The organism is Nesterenkonia xinjiangensis, from assembly GCF_013410745.1.
Lineage (GTDB): Bacteria > Actinomycetota > Actinomycetes > Actinomycetales > Micrococcaceae > Nesterenkonia > Nesterenkonia xinjiangensis.
The window spans coordinates 3,160,522-3,181,223 of the sequence record NZ_JACCFY010000001.1 but is presented as its reverse complement, the minus strand read 5'-3'; the positions used below and the strand labels follow the sequence as shown (position 1 = coordinate 3,181,223).

At 70.3% G+C, this 20,702-nt stretch carries 20 protein-coding genes and 1 tRNA gene; 2 read left to right on the top strand and 19 right to left on the bottom strand.

Annotated features, from left to right (window positions below; genetic code table 11):
* Window positions 1-4: 4 nt before the first annotated feature.
* The 6 genes from HNR09_RS14265 to HNR09_RS14240 all read right to left on the bottom strand — a co-directional run bounded on the left by HNR09_RS14265 (window position 5) and on the right by HNR09_RS14240 (window position 6,522).
* Window positions 5-220 (bottom strand): ubiquitin-like protein Pup, encoded by a 216-nt coding sequence (locus HNR09_RS14265; protein ID WP_179542639.1) that lies wholly within the window; start codon window positions 218-220, stop codon window positions 5-7.
* A gap of 143 nt (window positions 221-363) precedes the next feature.
* Window positions 364-2,136, bottom strand: coding sequence for a depupylase/deamidase Dop (dop, locus tag HNR09_RS14260; RefSeq protein WP_425488283.1), 1,773 nt, complete (start codon window positions 2,134-2,136; stop codon window positions 364-366).
* A complete protein-coding gene (gene arc, locus HNR09_RS14255) occupies window positions 2,064-3,791 on the bottom strand; it encodes a proteasome ATPase (protein ID WP_179542637.1) in 1,728 nt (575 codons plus the stop codon). Before arc ends, dop begins: the two co-directional genes overlap by 73 nt.
* Window positions 3,788-4,855, bottom strand: coding sequence for a tRNA (adenine-N1)-methyltransferase (locus tag HNR09_RS14250; protein ID WP_179543226.1), 1,068 nt, complete (start codon window positions 4,853-4,855; stop codon window positions 3,788-3,790). The genes arc and HNR09_RS14250 overlap by 4 nt, the downstream gene beginning before the upstream one ends.
* A 150-nt stretch (window positions 4,856-5,005) precedes the next feature.
* Entirely contained in the window at window positions 5,006-5,791 is a 786-nt protein-coding gene (locus HNR09_RS14245; protein WP_179542636.1) for a site-2 protease family protein, read from the bottom strand.
* Entirely contained in the window at window positions 5,788-6,522 is a 735-nt protein-coding gene (locus HNR09_RS14240) for an HAD family hydrolase (protein ID WP_179542635.1), read from the bottom strand. Before HNR09_RS14240 ends, HNR09_RS14245 begins: the two co-directional genes overlap by 4 nt.
* Window positions 6,523-6,615: 93 nt before the next feature.
* Here HNR09_RS14240 and HNR09_RS14235 point away from each other — a divergent pair, with 93 nt between their 5' ends.
* A complete protein-coding gene (locus HNR09_RS14235; RefSeq protein ID WP_378936797.1) occupies window positions 6,616-7,554 on the top strand; it encodes a proteasome assembly chaperone family protein in 939 nt (312 codons plus the stop codon).
* A 14-nt stretch (window positions 7,555-7,568) separates the two neighbouring features.
* Here the strand turns inward: HNR09_RS14235 and mshC are convergent, their stop codons facing one another.
* The 3 genes from mshC to HNR09_RS14220 form a co-directional block, all read right to left on the bottom strand.
* Window positions 7,569-8,861, bottom strand: coding sequence for a cysteine--1-D-myo-inosityl 2-amino-2-deoxy-alpha-D-glucopyranoside ligase (gene mshC / locus HNR09_RS14230; protein ID WP_179542634.1), 1,293 nt, complete (start codon window positions 8,859-8,861; stop codon window positions 7,569-7,571).
* Window positions 8,862-8,955: 94 nt separating this feature from the next.
* Entirely contained in the window at window positions 8,956-9,783 is an 828-nt protein-coding gene (locus HNR09_RS14225) for an undecaprenyl-diphosphate phosphatase (protein ID WP_179542633.1), read from the bottom strand.
* A 91-nt stretch (window positions 9,784-9,874) separates the two neighbouring features.
* Complete coding sequence (locus HNR09_RS14220; RefSeq protein WP_179542632.1) at window positions 9,875-10,201, bottom strand: primosomal protein; 327 nt, start codon at window positions 10,199-10,201, stop codon at window positions 9,875-9,877.
* Window positions 10,202-10,464: 263 nt separating this feature from the next.
* On the opposite strand from HNR09_RS14220, the gene HNR09_RS14215 reads away from it, so the two are divergent.
* On the top strand, window positions 10,465-10,632 hold the full coding sequence (locus HNR09_RS14215; protein ID WP_246349301.1) for a DUF5703 family protein: 168 nt from the start codon (window positions 10,465-10,467) through the stop codon (window positions 10,630-10,632).
* Between the two features lie 37 nt (window positions 10,633-10,669).
* On the opposite strand, the gene HNR09_RS14210 is transcribed toward HNR09_RS14215, so the two are convergent.
* From HNR09_RS14210 to HNR09_RS14165, 10 genes are all read right to left on the bottom strand, one after another.
* Complete coding sequence (locus HNR09_RS14210; protein WP_179542631.1) at window positions 10,670-11,875, bottom strand: acyl-CoA dehydrogenase family protein; 1,206 nt, start codon at window positions 11,873-11,875, stop codon at window positions 10,670-10,672.
* Between the two features lie 61 nt (window positions 11,876-11,936).
* Window positions 11,937-13,256, bottom strand: a complete 1,320-nt coding sequence (locus HNR09_RS14205) for a M20/M25/M40 family metallo-hydrolase (RefSeq protein WP_179542630.1) — start codon at window positions 13,254-13,256, stop codon at window positions 11,937-11,939.
* A gap of 45 nt (window positions 13,257-13,301) precedes the next feature.
* Complete coding sequence (locus HNR09_RS14200; protein ID WP_179542629.1) at window positions 13,302-14,264, bottom strand: BadF/BadG/BcrA/BcrD ATPase family protein; 963 nt, start codon at window positions 14,262-14,264, stop codon at window positions 13,302-13,304.
* On the bottom strand, window positions 14,261-15,196 hold the full coding sequence (gene murQ / locus HNR09_RS14195) for an N-acetylmuramic acid 6-phosphate etherase (protein WP_179542628.1): 936 nt from the start codon (window positions 15,194-15,196) through the stop codon (window positions 14,261-14,263). Before murQ ends, HNR09_RS14200 begins: the two co-directional genes overlap by 4 nt.
* Before the next feature lie 22 nt (window positions 15,197-15,218).
* A complete protein-coding gene (locus HNR09_RS14190) occupies window positions 15,219-16,709 on the bottom strand; it encodes a sodium:solute symporter (RefSeq protein ID WP_179542627.1) in 1,491 nt (496 codons plus the stop codon).
* Window positions 16,697-17,995, bottom strand: coding sequence for an anhydro-N-acetylmuramic acid kinase (locus HNR09_RS14185; RefSeq protein ID WP_179542626.1), 1,299 nt, complete (start codon window positions 17,993-17,995; stop codon window positions 16,697-16,699). Before HNR09_RS14185 ends, HNR09_RS14190 begins: the two co-directional genes overlap by 13 nt.
* A complete protein-coding gene (locus tag HNR09_RS14180; RefSeq protein ID WP_179542625.1) occupies window positions 17,992-18,711 on the bottom strand; it encodes a UTRA domain-containing protein in 720 nt (239 codons plus the stop codon). Before HNR09_RS14180 ends, HNR09_RS14185 begins: the two co-directional genes overlap by 4 nt.
* A gap of 166 nt (window positions 18,712-18,877) precedes the next feature.
* A tRNA-Leu gene (locus HNR09_RS14175) sits at window positions 18,878-18,964 on the bottom strand.
* 136 nt (window positions 18,965-19,100) lie between these two features.
* Window positions 19,101-20,273, bottom strand: a complete 1,173-nt coding sequence (gene lplB / locus HNR09_RS14170; protein WP_179542624.1) for a lipoate-protein ligase small subunit — start codon at window positions 20,271-20,273, stop codon at window positions 19,101-19,103.
* 157 nt (window positions 20,274-20,430) lie between these two features.
* On the bottom strand, window positions 20,431-20,688 hold the full coding sequence (locus tag HNR09_RS14165; RefSeq protein WP_179542623.1) for a type B 50S ribosomal protein L31: 258 nt from the start codon (window positions 20,686-20,688) through the stop codon (window positions 20,431-20,433).
* Window positions 20,689-20,702 lie beyond the last annotated feature (14 nt).

Below are 20,702 nucleotides of genomic sequence, written 5' to 3'. Positions count from 1 at the left end.
CCGGCTACTGCCCGCCCTTCTGGACGAACCCCTTGACGAACTCCTCCGCGTTGGTCTCCAGCACCGAGTCGATCTCGTCGAGCAGGCTGTCGAGCTCCTCGGCGCGGCCCTGGGACTGGGTGCTGCCGCCGGCGGGCACCGGAGCTGCGGCGCCGTCGTCGGGCACTGCGGGTCGGTCCTGGGCGCTCTCGCTGGGACGGCGCTGCGGCTGGGACGGCATGGTCGCTCCTCTTCTCCCCGCCGAGGTGACGCCGCCCGGGCTGGGCGCCGACGGTTCGGCGGTCTCGATCTCTCTCAGGCCTCAGGTCGAGTCTACGACCCTGCCACCGAGGCCGTCAGGACGGCCCCGCAGACACGCCCCGCTCAGGGCTGCAGCAGCCGGGTCAGACCGGCCACCAGCTTCTCCGGGGTGTCGGCGTCGAGCAGGACCAGCTCGGCGTCGTTCCGGGAGCCGCGGGTCGGTTCGGTCATGCTGAGCCGGGTGGCGCGGGCCAGCGGGCCTGTGCGGAGCAGGATCTGGTCCCAGCTGGCCCCCACGAGGTGCTCGGAGTGCTGGGCGACCAGCTGGCCGCGCAGCCAGGCGCGGGTCTCCTCCGGCGGGTGCGCGGCGGCCCACGCGATCTGCTCGTCGGAGAACAGCCGCCGCATCCGGCCGGCCCGTACGAGCTTGTGGTACAGCCCGCGTTCAGGCCGCAGATCGGCGTACTGCAGGTCGATCAGCTTCAGCTGGGGCGCATCCCAGTCCAGCCCGTCACGGCGCCGGTAGGACTCCATCAGGGCCAGCTTCGCGACCCAGTCGACACGGTCCGCCGCCTGCGAGACGTCCTCGGTGAGATCCTCCAGCAGCGTCCCCCAGGCTTCGAGGATCTCGGCGGTCTCCGTGTCCGGGGCGGTGAGCGCGGTCTTCGGCCCGGACTTCTCCGAGGCACGGGAGATCGCGGCCTTCAGGTAGAGCCGCTGGATGTCCAGGGCCGTCATCTGGCCACGGTTCGTCCGCACGGTGGTGGTCAGCGAGGGATCGTGAGAGATCGCCTTCAGTGCCTCCACGGGATCGTGCAGGCGAAGTTGCGGGGCATGTCCGGACTCGATCAGGTCCAGCACCAGCGCCGTGGTGCCCACGCGCAGCCAGGCGGAGTACTCGCTCATGTTGGCATCGCCGATGATCACATGGAGCCGGCGATGCCGGTCCGCGTCCGCGTGCGGCTCGTCCCGGGTGTTGATGATCGGCCGACGGACCGTCGTCTCCAGGCCGACCTCCTCCTCGAAGAAGTCTGCGCGCTGGGAGATCTGGAATCCGACGCCGGTGGCCCGCTGACCGATCCCCAACCGCCCCGCGCCGCAGATGATCTGCCGCGTCACGAAGAACGGGATGAGTCCGGCGACCAGCTGGTCGAAAGGCACCTCGCGCGGGACCAGGTAGTTCTCGTGCGCCCCATAGGAGACGGACTTGCCGTCGGTGTTGTTCTTGTACAGCAGCAGCTCCGGGCTGCCCTCCTCGTCAGCCAGCCGCTGCGCGGCACGGCGCACGATGACGTCACCGGCGACGTCGTAGAGCACGGCGCGCCTGGCGCCGATGGTCTCCGGGGCCGAGTACTCCGGGTGGGCGTGGTCCACATAGAGCCGCGCCCCGTTGGACAGCACCAGGTTCATCAGCAGCTGCGGCTGCCCCTCACGCAGCCGGAAGAAGTCGCCCCGCCAGTGTGCGGAGCCGGGCGCATGGAACTCGGAGTCCCCGTGCCCCTGCTGCCCCTCGGAGACGTCGGCCGGGCTCGCGACGTCCGCGGGCGAAGGATCTCCCCCGCTCACGCCGTCCAGCGCCTCAGCGGTGTCGGTGAGCTGGCTGGCATGCGCGGCGGAGCGCGGCAGCACCCAGCCGCGGGCGTCCACCAGCGGGGACTCGGACTGGTAGTCCCACTCCGTGCCGGCGACGGCGCCGCCCTCTTCGGTGACCGCCGCCGCATAGGCGTTGACCAGCTCGATGGACAGCGCCACATGGCTGGCCCGTGGATTCTGCGGGGCGTGGATGCCGTACTCGGTCTCCATGCCGATCAGCCGACGCACACTCATGACGGGCCTCCGGCCAGCCGCTCGACGCCGACCACCGGGGACGGGGCCGCCCCCAGCACGCGCGCCCATTCCTGCGGGTCGACGGTGTTCACCAGATCCTCCTGGTCCCGCAGCTCTGCCTCAGCGGCCGCCAGCAGCTGGTCCTCCGTCAGCCCCTTGGCGTCGGGGCGGCGGTCCGAGGCCAGGAACTCCTTGATCGCGGACTTCTTGGCCCGGTCGACGATGTTGCTCAGCACGGCGCCGGAGATGAAGTCCGCGGCGGCGAAGTCGGTGCGGGACCCGTCGGCATGGACCAGTCGCAGCCGTGGCTCCGACTCTGCCGGATAGAGCCGGGCGACGACGGCCTCGACCAATGCCTGGACAGCCGAGGCGTGGCCGCCCTGCTCCGCCACGAAGTCGGCGCGCAGCGGCAGACGTCCGCCCAGATGGATGCCCAGGATCTCGCGCGCACCGGCCGCACCCGGCCGGCGGACGCGGATCTTAACGTCCAGGCGGCCCGGACGCAGGATCGCCGGGTCGATCATGTCCTCACGGTTGGAGGCGCCGATGACGATGACGTTGTCCAGCGACTCCACTCCGTCGATCTCGGCCAGCAGCTGCGGGACGATGGTGGTCTCCACATCCGAGGAGACTCCGGTGCCGCGAGTCCGGAACAGCGCCTCCATCTCGTCGAAGAAGACCACCACGGGGTGGCCCGCCGATGCGCGCTCCCGCGCCCGGGAGAAGATCACCCGGATGTGCCGCTCGGTCTCGCCGACGTACTTGTTGAGCAGCTCAGGGCCCTTGATGTTGAGGAAGAAGCTGCGCGGGGCCGCGACCTCCCCGTTCTTGTGCCCGCCGGGAGCGCCTCCGCCCTGCAGCGAGGAGGCCACCGCCTTGGCGATCAGCGTCTTGCCGCAGCCGGGCGGCCCGTAGAGCAGGATGCCCTTGGGCGCGCTGAGCCCGTGTTCGCGATACAGGTCAGAGTGCAGGAACGGCAGCTCCACGGCGTCACGGATCTGTTCGATCTGCTCAGAGAGCCCTCCGATGTCCGCGTAGGACACATCCGGGGTCTCCTCGAGCACCACGTCCTCCACCTCCGAGAGCGGGACGACCTCGGTGGCGGTGCCGGTGCGCAGATCCACTGTGACGGCGTCGCCCACCCGGACGCTGACGTCCCCCTCACCGAGGGCCAGCCGCACCACCCGCTCGTCCTCTCCCCGGCTGAGGATCACCAGTCGGCCGTCGGGCAGCACTTCCTTGACGCGGGCGAGCTCACCGGTGGACTCGGCCGGCAGGACCGCCACCACGGCGAGGTGCTCGTTGAGCAGCACCTCCAGCCCGGGGCGGAGCTCTGCCGGATCGAGCAGCGGCGACACGCTGACCCTCATCTTGCGACCCGCGTGGAGGATGTCAACGCCGGGCCCGGTGGTGGCCTCGATCTCGCGGCCCTCGACAAGCTCATGCTTCTCCCGATAGCCGATCACGGTCCCGAAGGTGAAGGGAGCCTGCCCGTCGGCGTGCAGCGCCTGGCGCAGCTGGTCCATCTGGTTCCGGGTGGTCTCCAGCAGGCGGGCCATCCGCTGGTTGTTGGTCCCGGCGGTCTGCAGCTGCTGCTCGAGCTGCCGGCTGCGCTGGCGCAGCGCGTCCAGCTGCCGGTGGGTGCGGTCGAGCCGCTCCTGCAGCTGCTCGGCGGAGGCAGTCGTCGGTCCGGTCGGGGAACCGGGGGTGTGCTCCTGGCTCATGGTGTCTGCTCCTCTCTGCCGCCCCCGCCCTGCGGGTCGTGGTCGGCACGGCCGGCGTCCTCGGCCGGCGCGACGGCGTCGCCCTCACGAGCGGCGTCGGCGATCTTCCTCGCATGGGTGGCGGCCTTGCGCGCCTTGCGTCCGGTGACGGTGCGACGTTTCAGGGTGTGCTCGTCCCACACGGCGTCCTCAGGCATCCAGGCCGCCATGTCCTCAGCGGTGACCTCCGACTGCTTCTCCCGCTTCTTCAGCTGCAGCGGCGTCTGATCATCGGCGAGCCGACGCGCGGAGAGCAGGAAGCCGGTGTGGGCGACCATCCGATGGTCGGGACGCACGGCCAGCCCGTCGAGGTGCCAGGTGCGCAGCATGGTCTCGTGGGCCTCCGGCTCCGTGAAGACCCCGGAGGCGCGGATCGCCTCGGCCAGCCGCGACAGCTGGGTGACGGTGGCGACGTAGCTGACCCAGACACCACCGGGCGCCAGCGCGCGGCGGACGGCGTCGAGGCATTCCCAGGGCGCCAGCATGTCCAGCACCACCCGGTCCACCGAGCCCGGTGCCTCGATCCGCGGCACCTGCTCCTGCATGTCTCCGACGTGGACCTGCCAGCCGGGGTGCCGCTGGCCGAAGAAGCCCTCGACGTTCCCCCGAGCGATCTCTGCGAAGTCCTCTCGGCGCTCGTAGGAGTGCACGGTGCCCTGATCGCCGACGGCACGCAGCAGGGACAGCGAGAGGGCTCCGGAGCCCACGCCCGCCTCGACCACGTGCGCTCCGGGGAAGACGTCGGCGATCTGCACGATCTGCGCAGAATCCTTCGGGTACACCACGGTCGCCCCGCGCGGCATGGAGAGGACGTAGTCGTTGAGCAGGGGCCGCAGCACCTGGTACTGATGGTCGGCGTCGTTGGCGACCACGATCCCCTCCGGCTGGCCGATCAGCGTGTCATGGCGCAGCACGCCCTGGTGCGTGTGCCACTCGCCGCCACGCTGGAGCGTGATGGTGCTGGGCCTCCCCCGCCGGTCGGTCAGCTGCACGCGCTGTCCTGCCTGCAGCGGGCCCTTGCGCATGTGCACGCCCACAGGGCCGCGACCCTCGGTCACGGATGCTGCCGGGTCGGACTCGGGGGTGGTGCTCACGGATCTCACTCTCGTCGAAAGGGTGTCAGGTCGCTGCTCGCGCGGGCACCCTGGCGGGCGCCGTCGGGCTCACCGAAGAGCCTATCGCTCCTGGGAGCCCTCGCGCCCGCCGTCGAGGCCGCGGCGGTGCGCGAGCCGGGCCCGAGCCAGCCGCACAGACTCGCCGGCGCCCTGCCAGAGGAAGAAGCACACCATGGTGGCCACCACCACGACCAGGATGCTGACCCGTGGAGACCCCGATGCCGCCAGCGCCAGCACGGTGGCCGCGATCGCCACGACCACGGCACGTCCGGCCCAGCCGGAGGCCAGCATGCCGCGATCCTGGCTGCCGGTGGAGCGCCACACCGCAGACTCCACGATGCGCCCGCCGTCCAGCGGATGCCCGGGCAGCAGGTTGAAGACGCCGACGAGGAAGTTGACCAGCACGGTGACGGAGGCGAGCATGCCCAGCACCCCCACCGGCTCCAGCGCCTCGATGAGCGCCCAGCCGACGGCGGCGATGAGCAGGTTCGCGGCCGGCCCGGCCAGGGCGACGGCCAGCGACTTCCCGGGAGTGGCGCCCCGGGTGACGAACTGGGTGTGCCCGCCCCAGAGGTTCAGCTCGATCTCCGTGGAGGGCCAGCCGAAGGCTCGGGCGGTGAGCGCGTGCGCGAGCTCATGGGCCAGCACCGAGACCAGCAGCAGCACCGCATAGGCGGCCGCGACGAGGTACGCCAGCGGACCGATCTCCGGGAAGATGCGCTGCACCTGCGGCCCGAAGAGCACCACGATCACCGCGCTGACCAGGAACCAGGAGTACTGCAGGCGCACCGGGGTGCCCGCCACACGGGCGATCGTGAATCCGCCGCCGCTCAGGCGCCGGGTCATGGGCGCACCAGGGAGCCGAGCGCGCTCCCCGGCGACACCGAGACCAGGCGCTCCAGGGCATCGACCCCGAGGCCGCGCAGACTGGGCAGCACGTGCCAGCGACCGGAGTCCGGCAGCGGGCTCATATGCGGCACAGCGAGGGTGACGATCCCGGAGTCGGCGGCGGCGGCGGTGCCCGGCACGGAATCCTCCACGGCCAGGCAGCGTCCGCGCTCCAGCGGCTCGGGGTGGTCTGCGGCCATGCGCTCGAAGGCCCGGTGGTAGGCCTCCGGATCAGGCTTGCCGCGGGTCACCATGTCTCCGGAGACGATGAACTCGATCTGCCCCTCAGGCAGAGCGTCCACGACCTCATGGGCCAGCGGACCCTCGCTCATGGTCACCAGCGCACAGCGGACCCCCGCGGCGTGCAGCTCCTGCAGCAGCTCACGGGCCCCGGGGCGCCACGGCATCTCTTCCCGGACCTTCGCCACGACCCTGCCGATGAGGTGGTCGATGATCTCCCGGACGCTCAGATCCACCCCGGCGGCCTGCAGCACCGCTGCGCTGTGGGTGAGCGCCTGCCCCACCAGCGAATGGGCCTGTTCCTCGGACCAGGTGCCGCCGTGCGCGGCGACGAGCTCGTACTCGGAGGCGATCCAGTAGGGCTCGGTGTCGACGAGGGTCCCGTCCATGTCCCAGAACACCGCCTGGAGCGGACGGGACGGATCGGCCGAGGAGGTGTGGGAGAGCATGGGATCCATCCTAAGGGCCGCTCCCGCGCTCACGCCGTCACCGACGTCACACGCCCTGGTCAGCACTTCCCTCCCCTCGGCGCCAGGGCTAGTGTGAGAAGCGTGGATGAGCAGAGCCAGCCCGAGGACGCCCCCCAGGAGACCGAGGCCCGCGCGGCCCGGTTCATCCATCACCTGCGCGAGTCCGCAGAGACTCCCGACGCGCGCCCCACCGTGATGGTGCTGGCCTTCGAGGGATGGAACGACGCCGGTGGTGCCGCCTCCTCCGCCGTCCGGTCGATCACCACGGCCGCCGACGGCGAGCTCGTGGAGCGCATCGACGATGAGGACTACTACGACTATCAGTTCACCCGCCCCCGGGTGCGACGCACCGGGACGCACCGGGAGATCGTCTGGCCCGCCACCAGGATCTACCGGGCACGCCCGGAGTCCACGCCGCTTGATCTCCTGCTGGTCAACGGGGTGGAGCCCAGCTTCCGCTGGCAGGCGTTCACGGCGGAGATACTCACCAAGGCGGTCGAGCATGATGTCGCTGCCATCGTCCTGGTGGGGGCCCTGCTCGCCGATGTGCCGCACACCCGTCCGATCCCCGCCGCGCTCTCCAGCGAGGACGCCGCCCTGCAGGACGCCCTGGATGTGGACGCACCCACCTATGAGGGGCCCACCGGGATCGTCGGAGTCCTCGCGCACACAGCGAACCAGGCCGGGATCCCGGCGGTGTCGCTCTGGGCGGCGGTGCCGCACTACGTCGGTCAGGCGCCCTCCCCGAAAGCGCAGCTGGCACTGATGCGGCAGCTCGAGGATCTGCTCGGCCTCACCCTGGAGGTCGAGGAGGTCGCCGAGGACGCGGAGGCGTGGGAGCGTGGGGTCGACGAGCTCGCTCAGGAGGACACCGACATCGCCGAGTACGTCCAGCGACTGGAGGAGGCCACCGACACGCCGAGCCTCCCGGAGGCCAGCGGCGAGGCCATCGCCCGAGAATTCGAACGCTACCTGCGCCGCCGGCGGCCCCCGGAGCCCGGAGACGGCTGAACAGCCCCGGAGCCTCAGCCCAATCGGAGGCCCAGCAGCCCGGCGACGACCTCGCGCACCCTGTCCTGACCGGTGCCCCCCGCGATCTGCCCGGACGCCCACAGGTCCAGCTGATCCAGCGCAGCCGGGGCGTTGAGGTTCATCGACAGCGCGGCATGCAGCGCGTACTGCAGGTCCTCGGCGACGTCGGGGCTGCCGTCGTGCGTCTCCGGGGCGCGGCCCAGTGCCGCGTTCCAACGGTCCATCCGCACCTGGGCGTGGTCGAGAAGGTCATCGCTCCAGCTCCAGTCGTGCCGCCAGTGCTGGCCCAGCAGCGCCACCCGGATCAGCTGAGGGTCCACTCCTTCCCGGCGCAGCCGGGAGACCAGCACGAGGTTGCCGCGGGACTTCGACATCTTCTCTCCGTCGAGCCCCACCATGCCGGTGTGGACGTAGCTCTCGGCCAGCGGGAGCCCTTCGGCGGCGGTGGCGTGGGCGGCAGAGAACTCATGATGGGGGAAACGCAGATCCGACCCTCCGCCCTGGACGGTGAAGGGAGCCGGCAGATGGCGTCGGGCGATCACCGAACACTCGATGTGCCAGCCCGGACGTCCCTCGCCGAGGCTCCGGCCGTCCCACGAGGGCTCACCGTCACGGCGGGCCCTCCACAGGAGCGGGTCCAGCGGATCCCGCTTGCCCGGACGGTCAGGATCTCCCCCGCGCTCCGGGAAGAGCTCCTCCATCGTGCCGCGGTCGTAGGCGCCGACGCTTCCCAGCCGCCAGCCCGTGCGCGCCTGGGCGGCGGCGATGTCGAAGTAGACGTCGTGCGCCTGCGCCACCCCCTCGGGAAGGTCCTCGGCGGGGACCGGCACGGGGTACCCCACCCCGTGGGAGACCAGCGCCTCGACGTCCTCGACGACATCAGGGATGGTCTCCACGGCACCGAGATAGACGTCCGGGGCGATCACGCCGAGGGCCTGCATGTCGGTCCGGAAGAGCTCCGTCTGGTCCTCGGCCAGGACGCGCCAGTCCACGCCGGTGGTCTCGGCACGTTCCAGGAGGGGATCATCGATGTCGGTGACGTTCTGCACATAGCGGACGTCCAGGCCGCAGGCGCGCCAGTAGCGGACCAGCAGATCGAACTGGAGGTAGGTGTTCGCGTGGCCCAGATGCGTGGCGTCATAGGGGGTGATGCCGCAGACGTAGAGCGAGCCCAGGCCGTCGCGGGAGGCCACGTCGGCCAGACCTCCGCGCGCGGTGTCGTGCAGCTGCAGAGCCTCCGGCAGGGGCGGGAGGGTCGGCACGACCGGGGAGGTCCAGGATTTCACGCGTGGGGGTCCTTTCTGCGCGGGCAGTCCGGTCAGTGGACAACGTCGGCCACGGACTGGGTATTTCCAGCCTGTCGATTCCTGCGGCCTCCGCTCAGGCGTTGATGATGCCCAGGCCCAGCAGCGCGTAGACCAGCAGGCCCACCACGATGCGGTAGTTGACGAAGAGCGTGTACGAGTGGCTGGACACATAGCGCAGGAACCAGCCGATGATCACGTACGCCACAGCGAAGCCCACCACGGTGGCGACCATGGTCTGGCCCATCGTGTACGGTCCGGACTGTTCCCCCACAGAGCCCAGGAGCTTGTAGAGGCCGGAGCCGAAGACCGCCGGCACCGCGAGCAGGAAGGAGTACCGGGCAGCCGCCTCACGGGTGTAGCCCATCAGCAGACCGGCGGTGATCGTCCCGCCGGATCGCGAGACCCCCGGGATGAGCGCCAACGCCTGGGCGAAGCCGAAGAGGATGCCGTCTCGGATGCTCAGCTCGGCCAACGGCTTGGCCTGCCGACCGGTGGCGTCGGCCACGGCCAGCAGCACGCCGAAGATGATCAGCATCGTGGCCACCAGCCAGAGCGTCCGGAAAGTGGTGTCGATCAGATCTTCGAAGAGCAGGCCGAGCACCACGATCGGGATGGTGCCGACGATGATGAGCCAGCCCATGCGCACATCCGGGTCCCGATGCGGAAGCCTGCCGGTCAGGGCGGCGAACCAGGCCCGCAGGATGCGCACGATGTCCCGCCAGAAATAGACGAGCACCGCCGTCTCCGTGCCGAGCTGGGTGATCGCGGTGAACGCGGAGCCGGGGTCTGCCGCTCCTGGGAGGAACTCCCCCACGATGCGCAGATGCGCCGAGGAGGAGACCGGGAGGAACTCGGTGAGGCCCTGGACCAGTCCCAGGATGATCGCTTCAATCCACTGCACAGGCTGAGCCTAGATCATCCAGGGCGGTCCGGCGGTCCACCTCACCGGGTGAGATCCGACACCGTGTGCGCGGCGCCCCGCAGCAGGGCCTCTAGCGTCGCCCCTCGTCACGCTCCTCGTCGTCCTCGGAGTCGAGGTCCTCGTCGTCTTCGAGGTCCTCTTCCAGGACGTCGTCATCCTCGTCGTCCTCGTCCAACGCGTCGTCGGAGTCCTCGTCCTCGTCGTAGAGGTCGAGCGGGGTGACCTCTCCGGTCGCGGCGAAGAGCGCGTCCTCGTAGCCTTCGAAGGCGTCGGCGATCCCGTAGAAGGCAGCCTCGACCGACGGGTCCTGCTCGCCTCGGCGGTTGAGTGAAGCAGAGAGATGCTCTTCAAGAGCGTTCGTCAGCGTGCTCAATGCGACGCGGGGATCGATGTTCATAGGCACACCGTACCAACGCCCAGGCCGTGGGGTAAGACCTCGGGGAGAGTTTCCGGACACGTTCCCGACGCGCGTGACCACAGTGCGGGGAACGGGTGCTAGGGTGCACTCAATCGCAGAGGCGATGCCGCGCTGACATCGCCCTTCGGCCGCACTCCAGAGAGTGAGCGTGATCGGCAGGAATGTCCCAGCAGTTCTCCGCGTTCCCCTCCTCCGCCGCCCGGTACACGGCCGACGATGCGTCCGGCCTGCACTGGGAGTACATGGTGATCACCTGTCAGCCCAGAGAATCCCTCACAGAGGTCCGACGACGGATCGTCGACCACGCGGAATACGGCAAATGGGAGCTGCGCCGCAGCCGCCTGTACACCGGAGGGGTGCGCAAATACTGGCTGCGTCGCCGGATCATGAAGGTCCGGCCCACCCTCTGAGCGTCGCCGCAGCTGACACGCGCCCGCCGGCGGCGGATCATCCCTCAAGGGGGCCCAGCAGCGACGTCGCCAACGTCCTATGGGCGGACTCGTCGTCGGAGGGGTGGTGCACACCGGCCAGGACGTCCCGATAGAGCCGGCTGAGCTCACTGAGCCGCCGGTACTGCCCTCCCCCGCTGACCTGGAGCGCGGTGTCGACGACGTCGCGAGCCGTGCGGGTGGCGCTGGTGCGCAGCGTGACCAGCCGGGGAAACCACAGCTCTCCGTGATCTGCGCCGGTCTCGATGTCCTCGATCACGCCCCGCAGCTGCGCGTCGAGGACGAGCTGATGCAGCCGCGCCTCGGCCAGCCGGTAGCGGATGTCCGGATCGGTGCTGAGCGGCTGCCCGGTGGTGCGGGCGGTGCGGGAGCCGGCGTGCGCGACAGCCAGCTCCAGGGCGCGATCCCCGATGCCGGTGTAGACCGCGGCGAGCAGCCCGAGGAATGAGGAGAAGATCGCGAAGACGAGCGGGTCCCGGTTCGGAGCCGCTGGCAGTCGTCGCACGATCCGTCCGGCCGGCACCCGCGCCCCCTCCAGGACGGTGGTGTGCGACTGGGTGGCCCGCATGCCCAGGGTGTCCCAGTCGTCGAGGCTGCGCCAGCCGTCGGCCTCGCGCTCGAGGAAGCCGAAGATCAGCGGCGTCTCGCCGCCGTCGACGTCGCGTCCGAAGAGACCCAGCCGGGTCCACACGGGTGCGAGCGTCGTGAAGATCTTGATCCCCGTGAAGCTGACCGAGCCGTCCTCGGCGACACGGGCTTCGGTGCCGGAGTCGAAGAGGACCGCGTCGTTGCCCGGTTCGGAGATCCCGAAGGCGAAGATCTCCTCCGCCGCGGCCTCCTCGAGGACCTGTCGAAACTCCGAATGACCGCGGGCCACCATCTGCCGAGCTGCGGACACCCACACGTGGTGCATGTTGACCGCCAGCGCGGTGGCCGGGGCGTGCGCCGCCAGCAGCCGCTGCCCCGCGACCAGGTCCGGCAGGTCCCAGCCCAGCCCTCCCAGCTCCTCCGGCACGAGTGCCCGCAGGTAACCGGCCTCGATCAGCTCGGCCAGGTCCTCGTGGCAGAACTCGTTGCGTTCGTCGTAGGCCGGTGCACGTGATCGGACGCGGTCCAGCAGCTCCGGGGTCAGCACATGGGAGACCAGCTCACGCACCCGTGGATCGGGATTCTCGGCGAGGAGGTCACGGTGGTCAGGGCCCATTGGGAATGTCCTCTCAGGCGGTGTTGCGCGGGCAGTGACGGGCAGTGACCGGCCCGTTCCGTCACTGGGCGGCCAGGAAACGATGCAGCACCCGCACGCCGAAGATCAGCGAGTCCACCGGCACGCGCTCGTCGACCCCGTGGAACATGCCGGTGAAGTCCAGCTCCGCAGGGAGCTGCAGCGGGGCGAACCCGTAGCCGGCGATGCCCAGCGCGGAGAGGTGCTTATTGTCCGTGCCGCCGCCGAGCATGTACGGGAGCACGACGCCTTCGGGGTCCTCCGCTCGCAGCGAGGCGACCATGTCCTCCACCAAGGCCCCGGAGAACGGCACTTCCAGAGAGGGTCCGCCGTTCTGCAGCTCGAAGCGGATCTTGTCCCCGGCCAGCTCCTGCAGCGTGGCCGCGACCTTCTCGTCCTGGTCCGGCAGGGTACGGGCGTCGACGAGCGCCTCGGCGGTGCCCGGGACCACGTTGTGCTTGTAACCGGCCTCCAGCACCGTCGGGTTGGAGGTGTTGCGCAGCGTGGCGGCGATGAACTTCGAGGTGCTGCCGGTGGCCTCCAGCAGCGCGGAGGGGTCCTGCTCGTCGAAGGGGATGCCGGTGAGCTCGGAGAGCTGCTCCATCAGGGCCCGGGTGGTCTTGGTGTACTCGATGGGCCACTCGTGCTCGCCGATGCGCGCGACGGCAGCACCGAGGGTGACGACGGCGTTGTCGGTCTGGACCGCGGAGCCGTGCCCGGCGGTGCCCGAGGCGATCATCTTCGTCCAGTGCAAGCCCTTCTCACCGGTCTGGATGAGATAGGCGCGGGTGCCGGCGATCTCTGTCGAGAATCCGCCGACCTCGCTGATGGCCTCGGTGGCGCCCGCGAAGAGCTCCGGGTGGTTCTTCACCAGCCAGCCGGCGCCGTAGGTGCCGTTGTCCTCCTCGTCGGCGAAGAAGGCGAAGATGATGTCTCGCTCCGGCCGGTGCCCCTCGCGACGCATGCGCAGCAGCGCGGCAAGGATCATCGCATCCATGTCCTTCATGTCCACCGCACCGCGGCCCCAGATCATGCCGTCGACGATCTCGGCGGCGAAGGGGTCCACCTGCCAGTCCTCCGCCTGGGCCGGGACCACGTCGAGGTGCCCGTGGACCACCAGCGCGCCGGCCTCCGGGTCAGTGCCCTCCCAGCGTGCCACCACGGAGGCCCGCCCCGGGGCGGACTCGAAGATCTGTGGCTCGAGACCTGCCCGGCGCATGATCTCTGCACAGTACTCGGCCGCCACGCGCTCCCCGTGGGAGCGCCCGTTGCCCCAGTTGGTGGTGTCGATCCGGATCAGGTCCCGGCAGAAGTCGACGACGTCCTGCTCGGAGAGGGCTGCGGGGTCGAGTGCGTCAGTCATGGGACCACCCTATCGCTCGCCCTGGCGCCCGAAGGGAAGCGGGATTCATGTCCAGACATGGCTCTCCTGTGCCACGCGGACCCCGTCGGCCACCATCTGCGCCAGGCGCAGGGCGCCGTCGAGCGGGTCCCCCTGGGAGGGCACCAGATCCACAGGCGGATCGGCCTCCTCGAGCACGGCGCGGAAGCTCTCCTGGAGGTGCCCCGTGGTCCCGGCCAGACCTCCGGCGAGCGCCGCCCGGCGCGGGACCGGTGTGTCCTCGGTCCACTCGGCGGCCTCGAGCGCCGCCAGGGTGCCCGCGGCGGCTTCCCTGCCGGCTTCACGGAGGATGTTCCGGGCGCTGGGATCGTGCTCGGCGAGACCGACGACGTCCTGGGCGAAGGAGGCGAGCACCCCCGCGCGGTCCGGGCGCGGATAGATCTGCGCCGGCCAGCTGCCCGGCGGTCCGAACCGGCGGACGCCCTGCGCCAGGATCGTGGCCCCGGCCGGGTCGAGGCCGTCATGGGCGCGCAGCGCGGTCTCCAGCGCGCGCCGCCCCACCCAGGATCCTCCCCCTCGGTCCCCGAGCAGATGCCCCCAACCGTCGATCCGCCGCCAGCGGCCGGGGCCTTGCGGACCAGGGTGGCTGACCGTGATGGCACCGGTGCCCAGCGCAGTGACGGCTCCGCCCGCACCGCCCAGCGCTCCGAGGTGTGCGGTGACCGCGTCGATGGCCACCGCCCCGGCAGTGCGGGTCTCCCGACCCAGCAGCTCCAGCATGTCCTGCGGCCGGGCCACGAGGGAGGCGAGGCCGGTGGCGCCGACTGCGGCACCTTCCAGATCGAGCAGGTCCGCTGGACGCTGCTCGCGGATCTGGCGGATGAGCTCCTGGACGATCTCCGCGACGGTGCTCCCGGTGGGGCGGACCTCCACACGCGGACCGTGGAGCACCCAGCGTGTCGCGCCGTCGCCGGCGAGCAGGGCCGCTCGGCTGCCGGAGCCGCCGACGTCGATGCCGAGCAACGTCATGTCCGCCCCTGGTCCCGCTGCGTGGCAGGCTTCTCACCGGCGCGCAGGGCATCGCGGACCGAGCCGGCATGCTCATGCAGGAGGCGGGTGCTCTGATCCGCATCGAGGCCGGAGAGCGTCATCAGCAGGGCGGTCTTCAGGTCGCCCTCGGCCTGGGCGAGCGTCCGGCGGGCCGCAGGCTCCTCGATGCCGGTGGCCTCGCGCAGAATGCGCACGGTGCGTTCGCGCAGCTTGGCGTTGGTGGCGACCATGGAGACCATGAGGTTGCTCCAGGTCCGTCCGACGGCCACCATGAGGGCGGTGGAGAAGGCGTTGAGGACCAGCTTCTGCGCGGTGCCGGCCTTCAGGCGCGTGGAGCCGGTGATGGCCTCCGGCCCGGTGTCGAGGCAGAGGTGATGGTCTGCGTGCGCCCGCAGCGGGGCCTCCGGGTTGCTGGAGATCAGCACAGTGGCGAGTCCACGGTCCCGGGCGGCGGCGAGCGCCCCGCCCACGTAGGGGGTGGAGCCGCTGGCGGCGAGTCCGACGACGACGTCGTCGGCGCCCAGTTCCGCCACTGCGGCGGCGCCGTCGTCGACGGAGTCCTCCGCGTCCTCGACCGCCTCCTGCAGCGCGCGAGGTCCGCCGGCGATATGTCCGACGACCCTCCCGGGCGGCAGGTTGAAGGTCGGGAGCAGCTCGCTGGCGTCGAGCACCCCCAGCCGCCCGGAGGTCCCTGCTCCGAAATAGTGCACATCGCCTCCGCGCCTGAACCTCTCGGCGGCCCGGTCGACTACGACGGCGAGATCGGGCAGCACCGCGTCCACCGCGGACACCGCCCGGTGGTCCTCGTCATGGAGACGGCGCAGCAGCTCCTGGGTGCTGAGCTCCTCCAGGTTCTCCGTGCGGGGGTTGCGCCGTTCCGTGGGCGGCAGTGCGGCGTCGTGCTGGTCCATGGGGTCCTTTCCCGGGGAACGATCAGGTGGTGGGCACGTCGGCGGCGCGGGAGGGGGCGGGATGGCGCAGCCCGAGCAGTCCGCCCACGCTCAGTGTGACGATGACTCCGAGCAGCGGGTACCACTGCCAGGCCACCCAGACCTCCCCCACCACATACTTCTCCATCACGAAGAAGAACAGGTTCACCGCGACCGCGGCGACGAAGGCGATGTTCGCGTCGGCGGCTCGGGCCCTGCTGTTCACGATGCCGAAGATGAACGCCCCGAGCAGCCCTCCGTAAGTGATGCCGGCGATGCCCAGGGCGAGGATCACGATGTTGCCCTCGTCGGACTGGAAGAAGGCCGCCGGCACGATGAAGGCCAGGCCCCATCCGACAGTGGCCCACCGGCCGGCGCGCAGCCCCTCCCGGTCCCCCAGCGGGCGCCGCAGGATCTTCGCGTAGACATCGGTCACGGTGGAGGAGGACAGCGCCGACAGCGAGGAGGACAGCGTGCTCATCGCGGCGGCCAGGATCGCGGCGAGGAGCAGACCGGAGATGCCGGCCGGAAGCGCCTCGATGATGAACAGGGGGAAGATCTCATCGTCGCGCCCCAGCCCCAGGTCCTGCGGAGCGCGCTGCTCGTAGTATCCCCACAGCGCCAGACCGACCACCAGGAACACCAGGAACTGGAAGAAGACCAGGATGCCGGAGCCGATGAGCGCCTTCTGGGCCTCACCACGGCTGCGGCAGGTCAGCAGACGCTGGACCACGATCTGGTCGGCCCCGTGGGAGGCCATCGCGAAGACCGCGCCTCCGATCAGGGAGGGGATCAGCGTGGAGGCGTCGGACAGCGGATTGCCGGTGGTGACCAGCAGGTTCAGCTTGCCGTCTGCGGCTGCGTCGGTGAACCAGCCGCCGCCGGTCTGCATGGAGACCACGATGATCGCCAGGAATCCGCCCAGCACGTACAGGCACATCTGGACGACGTCGACCCAGACCACAGCCTTGATGCCGCCGATGAACGTGTAGGCGATGGTGACCACGGAGAGGATCACGATGATCGTGAAGTAGTTCGTGTGCAGGCCCATGCCGTCCAGGATGAGCTTCATCGGGATCGCGGCGGCGAGGACCCGCACACCATCGGCGAGGAGGCGGGTGAAGAGGAAGGTCACCCCGGCGGTGGTCTGGGTGCTCTGCCCGAACCGCTTGCCCAGATAGGCGTAGGCGGTGACCATCTCGCCGTCGTAGTAGCGCGGAAGCATCAGGAAGGCGACCACGATGCGTCCGATGAGGTAGCCCACGGCCACCTGGAGGAAGGAGAAGTCCCCCAGATAGCTCATCACCGGGGTGCCGACCACGGTCAGCGCGCTGGTCTCCGTGGCCACCACCGAGAGGCAGACGGCCCACCATGGCAGGTTGCGTCCCCCGAGGAAGTAGTCCTTCAGCCCGGCCTGGCGGCCGCTGAGACGCAGCCCCAGCCAGGCGGTGGCGGCGAGGTATCCGAGGATGACGATGAGGTCTAGGGTGTGCATTCCGGGCCTCCTGGGCTCTGGTGCGCGGGGGTGGTCGTCGGGGCGGCGGCTGGTTCCGAGGCCCGGCGGATGCGCAGGCGGTCGGGCATCCGGCCACGCGGATCGGGCAGAGCCAGGGGGTCGTGTCCGGGGGTCAGGCGTCCGGCCACGGAGGGGTGCGCCGCGCCGGTGACGCTGGGCAGGGTGCCGGGCAGCCCGTGCCAGCTCAGCCAGCCCAGCAATGCGGTCAGGCAGGCCTCCTTGGCGCCTTCCGGCAGGCCGAAGGCGTCATCGGTGGTGGTCAGCTCGATGGGCGCTCCCCCGTGCGCCAGCTCAGCGCGCAGCATCCGCATCAGCGTCGGATTGCGGGTTCCGCCGCCGGAGGCGACCACCTCGCCGACATCGTGGCGGCGGCAGGCCTGGGCCACGGTCCGAGCCGTCAGCGCGGTCACGGTGGCGACGACGTCGACGTCTCTGGGCCGTGGGCCCGGCAGGGTGGCGCGTCTGTGCAGTGCGGCGTCGAGATGATCTCCGTGGAAGAGCTCCTTGCCCGTGGTCTTCGGGGCCGGCCGGGCATAGTAGGGCTCGGTGAGGAGAGCCTCGAGCAGAGGCTGGTCCACCTCTCCCTGGGCGGCGAGTCGGCCCTCACGGTCCCAGTGCTGGGCACCGCCGCTGAGTCTCCGTGCCATGACGTCGATGAGCGCGTTGGCCGGGCCGGTGTCGAAGGCGATCGTCTCGCGGCCCGGAGCCACCACGGTGATGTTGGCGATGCCGCCCAGGTTGAGCATCGCCGTGGCGCGATCGGCGGCGGCACCAGGGCGTCCGGCCAGAAGCAGGTGGTCCAGGAGGCTGACCAGCGGAGCTCCGGAACCGCCTGCGGCCACGTCCCGCGCGCGGATGTCTGAGAGCACCGGGAGGCCGGTGCGTTCGGCGATCCAGGCGGGCTGGCCGATCTGCAGGGTGCTGAGCACCTGGCCGTCGACCACCTCATGGCGGATGGTCTGTCCGTGCGTGACGACCAGTTCGCATCGCCGGCCGGTCCGGTCCGAGGACGCTTCGAGGAGTGCCGCGACGGCGCCGGCGCCGTGCAGGCCCAGCTCACGGTCCACGCTGCTGACCAGCTCCAGCGGAACCTCCCCAGGAGTGAGCAGTCGGTGGATGTCGGCGGAGAGCGCTTCGGGGAAGGGGATCTCGTGTGCCGCCAGGAGGTCCAGGTGCAGGGTCCCGTCGACGTCGTCGGTGATCTCCACCAGGGCCGCATCGAGTGCGTCGGCGGAGGTTCCGGACATCAGGCCGGTGATGATCACGGTGCCTCCTGCTCGGGCCCGGGCAGGGCCAGCTCGGTGCGGATCTTGTACCGGTCCCCTCGATAGACGGAGCGGACGAACTCGACGGCCCGGCCGTCGGCGTCCCAGGAGGTGCGTTCGAAGTGCAGGGCGGGGGTGTGCTCGGGCACGGCGAGGTCGCGGGACTCCTGGGCGTCCAGGACTGTAGGTTCGATGGTCTGCACAGCCTTAGCCAGCGTCACGGAGTAGCGCTGCGCCAGCAGCGTGTAGAAGGAACGGTCTTCGAGGTCTCCCCGGCTCAGTCCGGGCACCAGCTCGGCGGGCACGTGCAGCTGCTCCAGGGCGATGGGTTCGTCATCTGCCAGACGCAGGCGGGTCAGGCGGATCAGCGCGGTGTCCGGGGCCACATCCAGCCGACGGGCGGCCAGCGGGCCCGCCGGGCCCGTGTCGAAGGAGAGGGTGCGGGCGCCGGGCCTCAGTCCGCGGGCCTGCATGTCCCGGGTGAAGGAGCTTGCGGCCAGCCCTTGGTCGAGCTTGGGCCCCAGGGCGAAGACTCCCGAGCCGTGGCGGCGACGCACGGCGCCGCGGACGACGAGTTCGTCGATGGCGCGGCGCAGCGTCATCCTGGCCACGCCGAGCTCCGCGGCGAGCTCGCGCTCAGAGGGCAGCTGCTCCCCCGCGGCCATGGTGTCGATCCGCTCGAGCAGCTGGTCCCGAATCCCGTGATACTTCGTCACCCGCCCATTGAGACATACGCCACTCTCAAAATCAAGACCACTGGACTAACTCTGTGGCGTCGACGGTGACGGAGACCTCCCCGTCCCGGCTGTACTCCGCCGGGCACACAACGAGAAGGCCCCGGTCTGATCAGGAGAGATCCTGATCAGACCGGGGCCTGGATCGTGCGCGGAGGGGGACTTGAACCCCCACCCTCATTAATAGAGGACTAGCACCTCAAGCTAGCGCGTCTACCTATTCCGCCACCCGCGCGGGTGATCGATGCCCGTGGGCAACGACATGAAACTTTAGCACGCGTGCCACGTGGTTCACGAATCGGGCCATGTGCCTCCTTGCTGCTCCTCAGGGGCACGGCAGGGGCAGGGTGTGCGGTCCGGGCGCACCGGCCTCAGGGGACGCGAGACGTCCAGGCTTCGGTGCCGAACTTCTCCTCCACCAGCTGCCGGGCACGCACCATCTCAGCATCACGGATCGCCGCCGGACGGGCGCCGTAGCGTCGGCCGAAGACCTCCATGAACGTCTCGAGGATCTCCTCTCGACTGCGTCCGGTCTGGCTGCGCAGCGGGTCCACGCGCTTCACGGCCGAGGTGATGCCCTTGTCGGAGACCTTCTCCCGGCCGATGCGCAGGATCTGCAGCATCTTCTCGGCGTCGATGTCATAGCTCATGGTCACGTGGTGCAGCATGGCGCCGCTGGCGAGCCGCTTCTGCGCCGCGCCGCCGATCTTGCGCCCCCGGGACTCGCCCTCGGCCGCTGAGACGATGTCGTTGAGGGGCTTGTAGGAGGCCTCGACCCCGACCTCGCGCAGCGCCTCCATGACCCAGGAGTCGAGGAACGGGTAGGAGTCGGCGAAGCTCATCCCGTCCACCAGGGACTGGGGGACGCACAGCGAATAGGTCACGCAGTTGCCGGGCTCCATGAACATGGCGCCCCCGCCGGAGATCCGGCGCACCACGGTGGTGTCGGTGACACGCGCCGCCTCGGCGTCGACTTCGTTGATCAGCGACTGGAAGGAGCCGATGACCACGGCCCGCTCGCTCCAGTCCCACAGGCGCAGCAGCGGCGGCCGGTTCCCCCGGCCGACCTCCTCTATGAGGACCTGGTCGAGGGCGACGTTGAGCGCGATCGGCAGCTTCACGGGCGGCAGGATCTCCCACTCATGGTCTGCCCAGGTGGTCGCATGCCCCAGGGCTCGTCGCACGGCGATGCCCACGGCCCCCGCGTCGAAGCCGAACATCTGGGCATCGTCGGGCATGCCGGCCTCCACCGCGCGGGCGATGGTCTCTCGGCCGGCGTCGACGTCGAGCCCCACCAGCGAGCGGTTGAGGTCCAGCAGGGCGTCGTCAGGTTCGAGGAAGAAGTCACCGTTGACCGAAACGGCGGCGATGCGGCGGGCCTCCTCGTCCACGGTGAGGTCGACGACGACCAACTTGCCGCCGGCGACCTTGTACTCGCCGTGGCGGGTGGCCCCGGTGCCGGGGCGCACGACGCCGGCCACGGGACCAGCTCCCGCGACGCCGGAGGAGGGGGGCTGCTGCGGACTGCTCTGCTGGGGGCTCATCACGGCAACCATCGTACTGCCGGACACCGGGAGCCGGCGGACCGGGGGCGAATCCTGACCGCTGAAGCTCCCCGGACACGACGAGGGCCGCGGCATGTGCCGCGGCCCTCGTCGTGCTGCCTCCGCCGTGCGGGACGTCAGAGGCGGTGGCGACGTCTCACTTCTTGCCGCCGAAGCCCTTGAAGCGCTTGTTGAACTTGTCCACACGGCCGGCGGAGTCCATGATCCGCTGCTTGCCGGTGTAGAACGGGTGGGAGGCCGCCGAGATCTCGACGTCGATCACCGGGTAGGTGTTGCCGTCCTCCCACTCCATGGTCTTGGTGGAGGTGGCGGTGGAGCGGGTCAGGACCTTCTCACCGGAGGAGAGGTCGTTGAAGATGACCGGCCCGTACGTGGGGTGGATGTCAGACTTCATGATGCGGATGTCCT